Origin of the sequence: Erythrobacter donghaensis, assembly GCF_001557325.1 — a bacterium.
GTDB classification, from domain to species: Bacteria; Pseudomonadota; Alphaproteobacteria; order Sphingomonadales; family Sphingomonadaceae; genus Erythrobacter; species Erythrobacter donghaensis_B.
In genome coordinates this window covers 1-13,400 of sequence record NZ_LSJS01000206.1, presented here as the reverse complement: position 1 = coordinate 13,400, position 13,400 = coordinate 1, and the positions used below count along the sequence as shown (strand labels likewise).

General features: G+C 70.3%; 18 protein-coding genes. 4 read left to right on the top strand and 14 right to left on the bottom strand.

The annotated features are described in order from the left end of the window. The first annotated feature begins 105 nt into the window (after positions 1–105). Together AX692_RS12315 and AX692_RS12310 are read left to right on the top strand one after the other, a co-directional pair. Entirely contained in the window at positions 106–930 is an 825-nt protein-coding gene (locus AX692_RS12315) for a flagellin (RefSeq protein WP_073973130.1), read from the top strand. A gap of 180 nt (positions 931–1,110) precedes the next feature. Continuing rightward, positions 1,111–1,917, top strand: a complete 807-nt coding sequence (locus tag AX692_RS12310) for a hypothetical protein (protein WP_073973129.1) — start codon at positions 1,111–1,113, stop codon at positions 1,915–1,917. A 4-nt stretch (positions 1,918–1,921) separates the two neighbouring features. On the opposite strand, the gene AX692_RS12305 is transcribed toward AX692_RS12310, so the two are convergent. The 13 genes from AX692_RS12305 to flgB are packed head-to-tail and all read right to left on the bottom strand — an operon-like array spanning position 1,922 to position 11,715. Further along, complete coding sequence (locus AX692_RS12305; RefSeq protein ID WP_073973128.1) at positions 1,922–2,851, bottom strand: flagellar motor protein MotB; 930 nt, start codon at positions 2,849–2,851, stop codon at positions 1,922–1,924. Between the two features lie 10 nt (positions 2,852–2,861). Beyond that, positions 2,862–3,725, bottom strand: coding sequence for a flagellar motor stator protein MotA (motA, locus tag AX692_RS12300; protein WP_073973127.1), 864 nt, complete (start codon positions 3,723–3,725; stop codon positions 2,862–2,864). Between the two features lie 13 nt (positions 3,726–3,738). After that, positions 3,739–4,659 (bottom strand): hypothetical protein, encoded by a 921-nt coding sequence (locus tag AX692_RS12295; protein ID WP_073973126.1) that lies wholly within the window; start codon positions 4,657–4,659, stop codon positions 3,739–3,741. A gap of 14 nt (positions 4,660–4,673) precedes the next feature. Further along, positions 4,674–6,014: a flagellar hook-associated protein FlgK gene (flgK, locus tag AX692_RS12290; protein WP_073973125.1), complete on the bottom strand. Its 1,341-nt coding sequence runs from the start codon at positions 6,012–6,014 to the stop codon at positions 4,674–4,676. Next, positions 6,014–6,310 (bottom strand): hypothetical protein, encoded by a 297-nt coding sequence (locus AX692_RS12285; protein WP_073973124.1) that lies wholly within the window; start codon positions 6,308–6,310, stop codon positions 6,014–6,016. The genes flgK and AX692_RS12285 overlap by 1 nt, the downstream gene beginning before the upstream one ends. After that, positions 6,310–7,425, bottom strand: a complete 1,116-nt coding sequence (locus tag AX692_RS12280) for a flagellar basal body P-ring protein FlgI (protein WP_073973123.1) — start codon at positions 7,423–7,425, stop codon at positions 6,310–6,312. The genes AX692_RS12285 and AX692_RS12280 overlap by 1 nt, the downstream gene beginning before the upstream one ends. A gap of 13 nt (positions 7,426–7,438) precedes the next feature. Further along, a complete protein-coding gene (locus AX692_RS12275; protein ID WP_073973122.1) occupies positions 7,439–8,167 on the bottom strand; it encodes a flagellar basal body L-ring protein FlgH in 729 nt (242 codons plus the stop codon). A gap of 8 nt (positions 8,168–8,175) precedes the next feature. After that, positions 8,176–8,967 carry a flagellar basal-body rod protein FlgG gene (flgG, locus tag AX692_RS12270; protein WP_073973121.1) on the bottom strand — a complete coding sequence of 264 codons (792 nt, stop codon included), beginning with the start codon at positions 8,965–8,967 and terminating at the stop codon, positions 8,176–8,178. A gap of 28 nt (positions 8,968–8,995) precedes the next feature. Further along, the gene (locus AX692_RS12265; RefSeq protein ID WP_073973120.1) at positions 8,996–9,754 is read right to left on the bottom strand and encodes a flagellar basal body rod protein FlgF; all 759 of its coding nucleotides are present in this window, start codon (positions 9,752–9,754) and stop codon (positions 8,996–8,998) included. 13 nt (positions 9,755–9,767) lie between these two features. Next, a complete protein-coding gene (locus tag AX692_RS12260) occupies positions 9,768–10,580 on the bottom strand; it encodes a flagellar hook-basal body complex protein (RefSeq protein ID WP_073973119.1) in 813 nt (270 codons plus the stop codon). Positions 10,581–10,610: 30 nt separating this feature from the next. After that, a complete protein-coding gene (locus AX692_RS12255) occupies positions 10,611–10,943 on the bottom strand; it encodes a flagellar hook capping FlgD N-terminal domain-containing protein (protein ID WP_081095285.1) in 333 nt (110 codons plus the stop codon). Next, positions 10,943–11,353, bottom strand: coding sequence for a flagellar basal body rod protein FlgC (gene flgC / locus AX692_RS12250; protein ID WP_073973118.1), 411 nt, complete (start codon positions 11,351–11,353; stop codon positions 10,943–10,945). The genes AX692_RS12255 and flgC overlap by 1 nt, the downstream gene beginning before the upstream one ends. Before the next feature lie 5 nt (positions 11,354–11,358). Continuing rightward, positions 11,359–11,715: a flagellar basal body rod protein FlgB gene (gene flgB, locus AX692_RS12245; RefSeq protein ID WP_073977708.1), complete on the bottom strand. Its 357-nt coding sequence runs from the start codon at positions 11,713–11,715 to the stop codon at positions 11,359–11,361. Positions 11,716–11,950: 235 nt separating this feature from the next. On the opposite strand from flgB, the gene AX692_RS12240 reads away from it, so the two are divergent. Both AX692_RS12240 and AX692_RS12235 read left to right on the top strand, forming a co-directional pair. Next, positions 11,951–12,628: a MotA/TolQ/ExbB proton channel family protein gene (locus AX692_RS12240; RefSeq protein ID WP_073973116.1), complete on the top strand. Its 678-nt coding sequence runs from the start codon at positions 11,951–11,953 to the stop codon at positions 12,626–12,628. After that, positions 12,625–13,119, top strand: coding sequence for a hypothetical protein (locus AX692_RS12235; protein ID WP_073973115.1), 495 nt, complete (start codon positions 12,625–12,627; stop codon positions 13,117–13,119). The genes AX692_RS12240 and AX692_RS12235 overlap by 4 nt, the downstream gene beginning before the upstream one ends. Here the strand turns inward: AX692_RS12235 and AX692_RS12230 are convergent. Beyond that, the coding region (locus AX692_RS12230; RefSeq protein WP_155646315.1) for a diguanylate cyclase at positions 13,116–13,400 on the bottom strand (285 nt) is incomplete at its 5' end. The two genes, AX692_RS12235 and AX692_RS12230, sit on opposite strands and share 4 nt — an antisense overlap.

The window sequence follows — 13,400 nt, the reverse complement described above, 5'->3', positions numbered from 1 at the left end:
TGGAAAGCATTATTTTTTCGCCTTAAACATCCCGAACGGTGGCCGCTCTTAGGGCCAGCAGCGACGGGCCTGTTCGTCCTGCCTGACCATTCGGGAGTTTGAACAATGAACGTGATCAACACCAACATCTCGGCGCTGCGCGCCACCAACGCCAGCACCGATGCTGCCAAGATGCTGGGCGTCGCCGCCGAGCGTCTGTCGACCGGCCGCCGCATCAACAGCGCTTCGGACGACGCTGCGGGCCTCGCGATTGCCGCGTCCTTCACCTCGCAGATCCGCGGCATCGCCCAGGGCGTCCGCAACGCCAACGACGGCATCAGCCTTGCCCAGACCGCGGAAGGTTCGCTCGACGAAATCACCAACATCCTCCAGCGCAGCCGCGAACTGGCCGTGCAGAAGGCCAACGGCACCTACTCGGCCGAAGACATCGCCAACATCGAAACCGAGCAGAACGCGCTGGCTTCGCAGATCAACCAGATCGTCGAGAACACCGAATTCAACGGCATCAACCTGTTCTCGACCGCGACCAACACCATCACCGTCCAGGCCGGTGCGCAGACCGCCGACACGATCGACATCGATCTGCCGGAGCTGGATGTGGCGGGCGGCGATCTGTCGGCGGTTGTCACCTTCGGTGCGACCCCGGGCGCAGTGACCACCGCGTCGCTCGATGATTACGACACCGCGATCGGCGCCGTGACCACGGCCCGCGCTGACCTGGGTGCGGTGCAGAACCGTCTCAGCTCGGCGGTTGCCAACCTCACCAACGTTTCGACCAACCTGACCGAAGCCCGTTCGCGGATCGAAGACACCGACTACTCGGCGGAAACGACCGCGCTCGCCAAGGCCCAGATCCTCGGCCAGGCCTCGACCGCGATGCTCGCCCAGGCGAACCAGTCGCAGCAGAACGTGCTGTCGCTGCTCCGCTAAGCGCCAAGTCCCCGCGCCGCCGCTTTTCCCCTGAAGCGGGGGCCAACGAGAGCCCGGAGCCTTCACAGGCTCCGGGCTTCTTTTCGTCGGCCCGCGAGAAAGCAGCGCAGGTTAGCGACAGGCCGCCCGCGCGCGCGGCACAGCGGCCCCACGCCACGTGGCGACAGGAGGAGGTTCGCAATGCTCAACGTGCCCGCCCCGCTCGATCCGCTGCGGCGGCAGGCCAGCGACCTGTGGGCCTATGCGCAGGGGCTGCTGCCGGGCGAGCCGCGGAGCATCCCGGTGCTGATCTTCGCGCAGGGGCGATCGGGGAGCACGGTGCTCGAAAGCCTGCTCGCCTCGACCGGCCATTTCGCCTCGCGCGGGGAGCTGCTGGGCGAGGGGCACGAGCGGGTGCGCTACCCCCACGCCTTCCTGCGCGGTCATGCCCGCCGGACGGGGCGCCGCAGCTTCCTTGCCCATGTCAAGGTCTACCACCTGAACCGCGACCGCATCGCCGCGGGCGCCGCGCCGATCGACCCGCGCGCCTTCCTGCGGCAGCTCCACGGCGAGGGCTGGCGAATCATCCACCTCACCCGCGAGGACCGCGTGCGCCACGTGCTCTCGAACCTCGTCGCCGAGGCGCGCAAGGAGTATCACAAGCTCGACGACCGGCCCGAGACGACCGCGGTGCGGGTCGAACGCGCGGCGCTCGATGCGGCGATCGCCGAGCGGCTCGCCTATGCCGAGGAAGAGCGTGCGGCGCTCGAGGGGATCCCGCACACCCGCGTGATCTATGAAGAGGATCTCGAGCCTGCCGCGGCGCACCAGGCGACCGCGAACCGCGTGCTCGACTTTCTCGGCCTGCCGCACCGCCCGGTCTCGACCCCGCTGCGCAAGATCAATGCCCGGCCGCTGCGCGAGATCATCGCCAATTACGACGAACTGGCCGACTGGCTGGAAGGCGGGGGCCCGGGCCGAAGCAGCGCGGCTGCGGGCATGGGCTGACGGGTCAGCGCCGCCCCGCCGCCTTGCCCTTGCCCTCGGGCGCCGCCGGCGCGGCCGCCCTCGGCCCGCCCGAAGCCGCGCCGCGGCCCTCGAGCAGCAGCAGCGAGATGCGGCGGTTGCGCGGGTCGGCAGGGTCGTCGGTGACGAGCGGTTCGGTGTCGGCCACGCCCTCGATCCGGGCGAAGCGGTTCTGCGTCACCCCGCCCAGCACCAGCGCCTGTCGCGTCGCCTCGGCCCGGCCGGCGGAGAGCGACCAGTTGTTGGTCTTAACCCCGCCGCGCCACGGCAGCGAATCGGTGTGGCCGCGCACGATCAGCGGCGCCGCCTCGTCCTTGAGCGTCTCGCTCATCACCTCGAGCAGGTCGCGGGCTTCCTTGGTGAGGATCGTGGTGCCGAGCTCGAACATCGAGAAATCGGCATTGTCCATCAGATCGATCCGGAACCCGTCGGGCGCGCGCATCACCCGCACCTGACGGGCAAGGTGTTTCAGCGTGCGGCGCTCGGCGAGCTTCTTCTCGATCTTCGCGCGCAGGTCGCGAAGGCGATTGGCCTGCTCGGTCTCGCTGGTCTGCCGTCCGGCAGCCTGCGGACCGCCCGACGCATCCCGCGGGATGGTGAGGGTCTGCTGACCGGTCTGGCCCTGGCGATTGGGGTAGTTGTCGACATCGGTGATCGACGAGCCGCCCAGCAAGCCGTTGCTCCCCGCACTTTCCTCGCGCAGCTTGACGAGCGTCGGGGTGAAGTAGTCGGCGATCCCCTTGCGCTGCTTTTCCTCGGTCGCGCCGAGCAGCCACAGCAGCAGGAAGAAGGCCATCATCGCGGTGACGAAGTCGGCATAGGCGACCTTCCACGCGCCGCCATGGTGGCCGCCTTCGACGATGGTCACCTTCTTGACGATGATGGGTGCCGGGATGGCTCCGCCTGCGTCGGCCATGTCAGAGCCCCTAGCGCCCGCGCATCATGTCGAGGAGGTCGGTGAGCTTCGGACGGTGCGCCGGGGGCAGGCCCGAGCGCGCGGCCTCGAGCACCAGCGGCTGCGGATAGCCGTGGAGGCTGGCGATGATCACCTGCTTGATCGAATGGAAGATCTGCTGGTCATGCGTGTTGATCTGCTTCAGCCGCGCGCCCAGCGGCCCGGCGAGGCCATAGGCGAGCAGCACGCCGAGGAACGTCCCCACCAGCGCCGAACCGATCATCTTGCCGAGCACCGCCGGGGGCTGGTCGATCGCGCCCATGGTCTTGATAATCCCGAGCACCGCCGCGACGATCCCCAATGCGGGCAGCGCGTCGGCGAGCGACTGGATCATGTGCTGCGGCTCGTCCATCTCTTGCAGCTGGGTCTTGATCGCGCTGTCGATGATGTCCTCGACCGCGTGGGTATCGAGCGTGCCCGAGGAGACCACCATCAGCGTCAGCGGATCGCAGATCATCGCGGTCACCACCGGATCGGCCTGGAGGCGCGGATATTCGGAGAACAGCGTCGAGGACCCGGGCTCGGTGACGTGGCTTTCGAGCGCCACCGCACCTTCCGAGCGCAGCAGCTTCATCAGCTTGGAGGTGAGCGCGATCGCATCGATATGGTCCTGGTCGTTGTACTTGGGCCCCTTGAACACCCGCCCGAAGCCGGCCCCGAGCAGCTTGATCTCGTGCATCGAGTTGCCGATCAGCGTCGCGCCGGTCGCGGCGCCGCCGATCATCATGAATTCGAGCGGGAGCGCCGCCAGCACCGGGCCCATGGCACCGCCGGCGAGGATGAACCCGCCGAACACCATGGCCAGCAGAACGACAATACCGATGGCAGCAAACACGGGCCCCGTCTCCTCAGCGCAGCGCGTCGAACAGCGTCAGCGAGCTGACACGGGCAAAGGCAGCCTGGCTCGCCTCGAGCGCGGTCAGCGATTGCTGGAGCCGCGCGATGGCATCGGCGATGTCGGTGTCGCCCACCCGGCTGCGGCGCTCGGCGAGCGCGACCCGGCGGTCGGCCTGCTGGTCTTCGACCTGCTCGACCCAGGCCATGCGCGTGCCGAGGATGGTGGTGGCGCGGTTCGTGGTGTCGAGCGCGGCGTCGATCCCGGCGAGGCTGGCATTGGCTGCCGCGACCGGATCGCCCGCGCCGCCCTGGAGCGCGGTGGTGAGCGTGGCCAGCACCGCGAAGGCGCTCGACGGCGTGCCGCCGAGATCGAACTCGAACACCTCGCTGCCCGGCAGCCCGCGCTCGATCGCGGTGCCCGGCGCGACCGGCACCGCGCCGCTCGAGGGCGTTCCGGCATAGGTCACGACGCCGGCCGCATCGCGGGAGAAGGCCGTGTCGGTCGATTGACCCGCGAACAGCGGCTCGCCGGTCAGCGAGACCGCGTTGGAACGGCTGAACAGCTCCTGCTGGAGCTGCTCGAGCTCGAAGGCGATCGCCTGCCGCCCATCGGCGCCCGTCGCCGAACTCGCCGCCTGCACCGCGAGTTCGCGCGCGCGCTGGAGCAGGTCGGTCACCGCCTGCACCTCGTTCGCCGCCGCGCCCAGATCCTGCCCGAGCCGCGCAGCGTTGTCGCCCTCGACCTCGGCCAGCGCTTCGCGCCGCGCGACACTGCGCAGCTGCGCGGCCGCCGCCGGATCCTGCGAGCCGCGCTCGATCTTGCGGCCGGTGGCGATCTGGGTGCGGGTGCGTTCGATCCCGCTGCGCAGCTCGGCCATCTGCGCGAGCGAGCGGTTGAAGAAGGAACCGGCGGAATTGGTGATCGAGGGCATCTCGCAGCGCTCCCTTACCTGAGGTCGAGGATCGTGTCGAACAGCTGGGCTGCGACCTGGATCACCCGGCTGTTGGCCTCGAAGGCCTGTTGCAGCCGGACGAGATTGGCCGCCTCGGTGTCGAGATCGACGCCGGTCTCGCGCAGCAGCTCGGCCTCGGCGCTGGCGGCGACGACGGCGAGCCCGTCCTTGCGGGTCTCGAGCGCGGAGACGCGGCTGGAGAGTCCGAGCAGCAGCGAATCCGTGCCGGTGATCGGCCCGCTCGCATCGCCCAGCGCAGCGATCAGCGCGCCAAGGTTGGCGGTGTCGCGGCTCCCGGCCGGTGCGCCTGCGGGGGCGGTCGCAAGCCCGTCGGCCGAGGCGAGAACCACGGTGATGTCCGCTGCGCCCGTGCCCGCGAAGAAGGCGGGGCCGGGATTGCCATCAAGCCCCACGCCATTGCCCTGCGCGGTGTTCGAAAGCGCGATTGCCGAGACCGCGATGCCATCGAGGCTGGTCTGGAGCCCGGCCATCTCGGCCAGCGCGCCCGCCCGGCCCGCCATCGCCCCGCCGGAGGGGACGAAGGCCGTGCCGCCGAGAGTGAAAGTGACAGTGCCGTCGGCAGCAAAGCTGGTCGCCAGCGTCTGCGCGGCGCCGCCCGTCACCAGCGCGAGCGGGGGCGTGCCTTCGAGCACCACGTCGGCGGTGCCGTTGGGGTTGATCGTCGCGCCGATGCCGAATTCCTCGGCAAGGCCGCGCAGCGCCTTGTCGCGCGCATCGAGCAGCGCGGCGCGGCCCGCCGTGCCCTCGCGCGAGCCGACGAGGTCGGCGTTGACCTTGGCCAGCTCGCCCGCGAGTTCGTTGACCGTCAGCGTCTTGGCGCTGGTCTCGGCCTGCACCAGGCTGCGGGCATTGGCGAGGGTGCCGTTGGCGATGCGGAAATTGCCCGCCATCTTGCGTCCCGCCTCGAGCGCGGAAAGGCGCAGGGCAGGCTCGGTCGGGTTGTTCTGGAGCCGGGTCAGCGCCGCCTCGAAATCGACGAGGCCGGTATAGACCCCCGAGGTTTCGAGCGCGCTTTCGGCTTCCTTCAGCGCGAAGAACTGGGCATCGGCCGCGGCCTGCGCCGAGGACGAATCGCGCGCCTGGCGCTGCACCAGCGCGCTTTCAGCGCGCTCGATCACCCCGGGCCTCACCCCGCCCAGGGAATCCTGCGCGTTGTTGCCGATATTGCCGGTCATCACCAGCTCGCCCTGCGTCAGGGTGCGGCGCGAGTAATCCCGGTTCTCGGCATTCGCGACGTTCTGCGCCGTCAGCTCGAGGCTGCGGCGGGTCGCGGTGAGCCCCGAGCGGGCAATGGTGAAGATCGCGGTCGGCATCAGCTGTCACCTTTGGCAGGGAGGTATTGCGCGAGGCTCGCCTCGATACTGCGGGCAAACCCGAAGGCGCCCGATTTGGCGGCGATGTCGGCGAAGTGCTCGTCGCGCATCGCCTCGAACTGTTTCATGCCCCCGCCGGTGAGCGGGGTCTCCTCGGTGAACTTCGCGGCGCGCGCGGTTTCGAGCATCTTGCGCACCATGATCGCCTCGAAGCCCTCGGCGGCCTTGCGAAGTTCGGCCTGCTCGGGCGTCAGCGGCGCAGCCACGGCGCGCGCGGGGGAGAGCGGGCCGATCATCACAGCACCACCATTTCGGCTTGCAGGCTGCCGGCCTGCTTCAGGCTTTCGAGGATCACCACCAGATCGGCCGCGCCCACGCCGAGCAGGTTCAGCGCATCGACGATCTCGTTCAAGGAGGCTGCGCCGGGGACATAGGCGATCCGGCTCTGTTGCTCCTCGATGCTGATGTCGGAGGATTGCTCGAGCGCGGTCTGCCCCTGGCTGAAGGGTGCGGGCTGGACCACGGTGGGGTTCTCGTCGATGCGGATCACCAGCTTGCCGTGGCTGACCGCGGCAGGCGCAAGGCGCACCGCATCGTTGATGACGACGGTGCCCGTGCGGCTGTTGACGATCACCTTCGCCGCGACCGGCGCTGGCGTCACGCTGAGCATCTCGATCTCGGCCATCAGTCCCGAGCGCGCGTCGTTGCCCTGCGGCAGCGCGAGCGCGATCGACACGCCGTCGGCGATGCTGGCGATGCCGGGATAGCGCGCATTGATCGCATCGCGCACGCGCGCGGCGGTGAGGAAATCGGCCTTGTGGAGGTTGAACTTGAGGGCAGGCGCGGTGTCGAAGCCGGTGGCGACCGCGCGTTCGACGCTCGCCCCGTCGGCGATCCGGCCGACGGTCGCGACATTGACGCTGACCTGCGAGCCGTCCCGTCCGCTGACGCCGAGGCCGCCGACCGCGACGTTGCCCTGCGCCATCGCGTAGATCTGCCCGTCCGCCCCGTAGAGCGGGGTCAGCACCAGGGCGCCGCCTCTGAGGGAAGACGCCTGCCCGAGGGTCGAGACCGTGATGTCGATCCGCTGCCCCGGCTTGGCGAAGGCGGGCAGTTCGGCGGTGACGATCACCGCCGCGGCGTTGCGCAAGGTCGGGCTCACGCCCGGCGGGAGCGGCAGGCCGAGGCGGCCCGAGACGCCGCGCATCGCCTCGGTGGCGTAGGCGAGGTTGTTGTCGCCCGTGCCGGCGAGCCCGACGACGATGCCGTAGCCGGTCAGCTGGTTCGCGCGCAGCCCTTCGAACTGGCCGAGATCGCGGATGCGCTCGGCATGGGCGGGCAGCGGGATCTGCCCGGCAATCAGCGCGATCAGCAGGTAGAGGATCGGGGCGAGGATGCGGGTGCGGGTCATGGGCCTGTCCTCCTCAGAACGGCGAGATCAGGTTGAAGAAGCGGCTCAGCCAGCCCGGGCGGCTGGCCTGCTGCACCGCGCCCTTGCCCGAATAGATGATCCGCGCATTGGCGACCTGCGAGGAGGCGAGGCGGTTGTCGCCGTCGATGTCGACCAGCCGGATGCGGCCGGCGAATTGCACCCACTCGTCTCCCTGGCTGAACATCATCTGCTTTTCTCCGACCACCTCGGCGGTTCCGTTGGGATAGAGCGCGGCGATGGTCACCGCGACCGCACCGTTGAGGCGGCTCTGCTGTCCGGCATTGCCCCTGCCCGTGAACGACCCTTCGGCCGCAGCTTTAAGGGCCTCGGGGTCAAGGAAATCGAGCGGGCCCTTGGTCGGCGGGGTGATCCCGAGGCTGCCTTCGCGGCTGGTCTGGCCGGTGGTGCTCTTGGAGGTGGTGGTGGCCTCGGTGAGGATGATCGTCACCATGTCGCCGAGCTGGCGCGCCCGGGTGCCGGTGACGAGACCCGAATAGCCGTTGGCGCTCTGGAAGATCGCGCCCGCGCTGACGGGCTGCGGCACGGGCGCGGGCCCGGACAGCGGCATTGCCGGATCGCCCTGCGGCGATGCGGCGGTGAGCATTGTCCCCGGCGGGGGCGGCGCGGTGAAGCCCGGCTGCGGCCCCTTGCCCCCAAGCCCGCCGCAGGCGGCGAGCAGGAACGGCGCGGCGAGCGCGAGCGCGATGAAACGACCCTCCATGACCTTCCTCACAGCGTCTGGTTGGCGTTTTGCAGCATTTCGTCGACCGCGCTCACCATCCGGGAATTGATCTCGTAGGCGCGCTGGGTCTCGATCATCTCGACCAGCTCCTCGACGACATTGACGTTCGAGGCCTCGAGCATCCCCTGCCGGATCTGCCCGCGCCCGTTCTCGCCGGCAAAGCCGGTTTCGGCCGGGCCCGAGGCGGCGGTTTCGACCAGGAAGTTGTCGCCGATCGCCCGGAGCCCCGCCGGGTTGACGAAGCTCGCGACCGAAAGCTGGCCGATCAGCGTCGCCTCGGCATTGCCGGGGGTGAGCGCGCTGACGGTGCCGTCGGGCGCGATGGTGATCGACTGCGCGCCTGCCGGAATCTGGATCGGCGGCTGGAGCGCATAGCCCTGCGAGGTGATCAGCGTGCCGTCGTTCGACAGGGTGAAATTGCCCGCGCGGGTATAGCCCGGCTGGCCGCCGCCCGGCAGTTCGACCTGGAAGAAGCCGTCGCCATCGAGCGCGATGTCGAGCGTGTTGCCGGTGGGGTTCATGCTCCCCTGCGTCTGGATCCGCGTGGTGCCCTGGATCTGCACGCCCGTCCCGAGGTTGAGCCCGACCGCGAAGGCGGTCTGCCCGGTCGAGGGCTGGCCGGCGCTGCGCTGCTCCTGATAGGCGAGCGTCGCGAAGTCGATCCGGTCGCGCTTGAAGCCGGTGGTGCCGATGTTGGCGAGGTTGTTGGCGATGACGCGCATCCGCGCATCCTGGGCCTCGAGGCCGGTGCGGGCGACGTGAAGGGCGGACGTGGGCATGGGTCGGGTCTCCGTGAAGAAAGGGGGATCAGCGCAGCGACATCAGCGTGCTGCCGCTCTCGTCGAGCTCGCCCGCGGTGGCGATGATGCGCGCGCGCTGCTCGAAGGCGCGCTGCGCCTCGATCATCTGCACCAGCGTGTCGGCGGTCTCGACATTGGACATTTCGAGCGCGCCCGGGGTCAGGCGCGCGGTAAGATCGGGGGGCAGGACGCCGGTGCCGCCCGCAGCCGTGGGCACCTTGAGGAAGCCGTCGATCCCCTTGGCGAGCGGGCTGCCCTCGGGATTGACCAGCCGGATGCGGCCGACCGCCTCGGGGGGCGCATCGCCCGCCGCCGGATCGCCCGCGAGCACCGTGCCATCGGCGGCGATGTTGAGGATGAAGCCCGGCGGCACGGTGATCGGGGTGCCGGTCTCGCCGAGCACGGCGAGCCCCTCGCCGTTCTCGAGCACCCCGGTCGCGCCGACGCGCAGGTCGCCGCGGCGCGAATAGACCTCGCCCTGGCGGTCGGGGGACTGGAACGCGATCAGCGCCGAGCCCTCGAGCGCCACGTCGAGCGCATTGCCGGTCGGCACCACGCGCCCTACCCGCATGTCCGCGCCGCGGACATTGCCGCGCGCGGGCGCGCGCGCCTCGAGCGAGCCGTCGCGCAGCACGGCCGGGGTGACCGCGAAGATCTCCTGGCGAAAGCCCGGGGTCGAGGCGTTGGCGAGATTGTTCGCCACCACCCGCTGCCGGTCCATCGCCGCGTTCATCGCGGTCATGGCGGTGTAGATCAGCCGGTCCATCGTCTCAGCTCACTTACGAACGCAGGTTCAGCACGGTCTGCGAGATCTGGGTGGCGGTATCGATCGCGCGGGCGTTGGCCTGGAAATTGCGCTGCGCGGTGAGCAGCGCGACCATCTCCTCCGCCAGTTCCACGTTCGAGCGTTCGAGCGCGCCGCTGATCATCTCGCCATAGGTGCCGATGCCCGGGTTGCCGAAAACGGCCGCGCCGCTCTCGCCGGTCGCCTGCCACTTGGTCTGGCCGATCGAGCGCAGCCCGTTGGGCGCGGCGAAGGTCGCCAGCGCGACCTGCCCGACGGGCTCGGTGCTGCCATCGGCATAGGCGGCGATGACGATCCCGCGGTTGTTGATCGTGACGTTGGCGAGCGACACGCCCGCGGCATTGGCGACCGGCACGTTGACATCGGCGGCGGTGGTCGAGGTGGGGTTGCCCGCGGCATCGACCGGATAGGCCTGCAGGCGGTTGCCCCACGAATCCTCGAGCTCGCCGACCGCGGTCAGGCGGAAGTTGCCGTTGCGCGAATAGCTGACCTCGCCCGAGAAGGGATTGGCGAGCGCGAAGAAGCCGTCACCGTCGATCGCAAGGTCGAGCGCGCGGCCGGTCTGCTCGAGCGGGCCGAGCACGAAGTCCTGCGTGATCCCGGCGACGGTCGCGCCGATGCCCGGGCTGCGGCGCGGATCGGTGGCCGAGCCGGTCGCGACCAGATCGGCAAACTGCACCGAGCTCTTCTTGAAGCCCACCGTCTCGGCGTTGGCGATGTTGTGGGCGATGACGCGCAGGTCGGTCTCGGCGTTCTTGAGGCCGGACAGCGAAGTGAAGAACGACATGGGGGTTTGATCCTCTGCTTGGGGAAGGGGTCAGGGGGCGGGATTGGCGGCAGCCGCGGCGCGGGCGGTGGCCTCTTGCGCCTCGATCAGGCGGTCGAGCTTGGCGGCGATGTCCTCGAGCGTCGCGCCGCTCTCGGTGGTGGCGGCAAGCGCGGAGAACTGCGCCATCTGCGCGAGCATGTCCTGGTTGTCGGTCGGCTCGAGCGGGTCCTGAAAGGTCAGCTGGGTGGTCAGCAGCCGGATGAAGTCCCCGCCATCGAGCGAGCCGAGCCCGCCGCCCCTCAGGGTGGAGGGCGTGTTGAGGCGGTCGAGCGTCGCCTGTGCGGCGGGGGGCAGGCTGTTGGTGGTGTTGGTGGTGTTCATCACTGGCTCCTCAGGGTATCGAGCATCAGCTGCTTGGCGGTCTGGAGTGCCTGCACCAGGTTCTGGTACTGGCGCGAGGCGTCCATGATCTCGACCATCTCGGCGGTCTCATCGACGGGGGCTTCGAAGACGTCGCCATTGGCATCAGCGAGCGGATTGGAGGGATCGTGGCGCTTGGTCGGCGCGGTATCGGCGCGCACCAGCCCGCTGGTGGTGACCCCGGCCAGACCCGAGGCGCGATCGAGCTCGACGGCGAAGACCGCGCGGATCGGGCGATAGGCGCCTTCCTCGGTGGACGAGACCGATCCGGCATTGGCGAGGTTCGATGTCGCCGCGTTCATCCGCACCATCTGCGCGCTCATCGCGCGGGTGGTGAGGCTGAACAGCGTCATGGGGGAGCGTTCGGGCATCGGCCTCACTCGCCCTTCAGCGCGCGGGTGATGGTGTTCACCCGGCCCTGCACGAAGCTCAGGGTGGCCGAATAGGCCACGGCGTTCTCGGCAAAGGCGACCTGTTCGCGGTTCAGCTCGACCGTGTTGCCGTCCAGCGAGGGCATGGTGGGCTGACGGTAGAGCAGCGTGGCCTCGCCGCCGCCGAGGCGCGCGCGGCCACGGGCATTGCCCAGCCGGGCATCGAGCGCGGCGTTGAAGTCGATGTCGCGCGCCTTGTAGCCGGGGGTCGCGGCATTGGCGATGTTCGACGCGATCACGCCCATGCGTTCGGAGCGCAGGGTCAGCGCGGCGCCGTGGATTCCGAAAAGTCGCTCGCTCACGATTCAGAGCCTCCTTGCTGCGGGCGGGCACGGCCCGCGGGGTTGCCAGCGGTTCAGCAGGAAGCGTGCCAAACCCGCTCACTGGCGGCGCGCGGCCTGCAGCGCGGGGGACGAGCGGCAGGCTTTTGCCGCCCGGCGCAGCACCTCCGGGCAAACCCCTGCCGCAGGTTCCGGGCGCTTAATCGGCGGGGCGCGCTGCCGTTCTTCCGCCTGTTGCCACCAGGAGGGATCCGCCATGCCGCCCACGATGTCGTCGCTGTTCGATCCCGCCGCGCTGGGGGTCGTGGCCCTCGGAACGGTGATCGCCACGCTGGCGCGCTGCGGCCTGGCCGATTCCCGCGAGGCGCTCGGCGCGGCGGCGCGGCTGCTGCGCGGCGGCTTTGCGGGCGAGCCCAACCGCAAGGCGCTGGCGCAGGCGGCGGGCGCGATCCAGCGCGAGGGTTCGCGCCGTGCCGACCCGCCGCTGCCGCCCGACCCGGCGCTGGCCGCGCTGGTCGCCTCCTATCTGCGTCACGGCGCGCTCGACACGCTCGCCGGGCTGCGCCGCGCCGACCGCGCCATCGCCGAGGAGCGCCGCTACGCCGCGGTGCAGGTGTTCACCTGCGCGGGCGAGCTGGCCCCGGTGTTCGGGCTGATCGGCACGCTCTACGGCCTGACCCAGCTTACCCCTGCGGGCGCAGGGGTCGGCGCGACCGCAATGATCATGACCGCGGTCTCGACCGCCGTGCTGACCTCGCTCTACGGCGCCCTGATCGCGCACCTCGCCTGCTTTCCGCTGGCGAGCGCGATCGAGCGGCGCGGTCTCGCCGACGAAGCCGCACGCGAGGCGCTGGCCGACTGGTTCGTCGTTCAGGTCGACGGCGCGGAAGCCGCCCAGCGCGAGCGGCGCGCCCATCTGCGGGGTGTCGCATGAACCGCACTGCCGCGTCCCTGCGGGCGGGGACAAGAGCAGGTTCCGGGCGGGGCGGTCATGGCTGGCAGCTGATCCTCGCCGACCTCGCCCTGATCCTGTTCCTGCTGACACTCTCCGCCCTGCCTGCCGCCGAGGCCGAGACCGGCCGCCAGCTCGCCGCGCGCGCGGTGCAGGAGAAAGCCGCGCGCGAGGCCGCCCAGCCCGCAGCCGAGATCGCCGCCGCGCAGGCGCTGTTCCGTCCGGTTGCGGAGGGGCCGAGCCTCGGTGCATGGCTGGAGGCGCAGGCCCCCGATCCGCGCGCGACGCTGACCATCTTCGCGGTCCACCGTCCGGGCGGCGAGGCGGAAGCCTGGGCCAGCGCCGAGACGCTCGCCGCCGAGGCGCGCGCGGCCGGCGCGCGGGTGCGCACGATCATCACTGCGGGGGCAGAAGCGCAGATCTACGCCAGCCTCGCCTATGATGCCGAGGTCGACGGGCCGGGAGGGGCCTAACCCAGCTCGATCCGGTTGCGGCCCTGCTGCTTGGCGCGATAGAGCGCCGCATCGGCGCGGGCGAGCGCGCCGCGGGTGTCGGCGTCGTCGGTGACTTCGGCGACCCCGCCCGAGAAGGTGATCTTGCCGAACGGCTGGCCGGTGTCGCGGTTCATCAGCACCCGCGCCCCGAGCGCGCGGCGGATCGCATCGAGCCGCGCCTTGGCGGCCTCCGCGCCCAGCCCGGCGAACAGCAGCACGAATTCCTCGCCGCCGTGGCGGGCGGTGAAGCAGGTCTCACC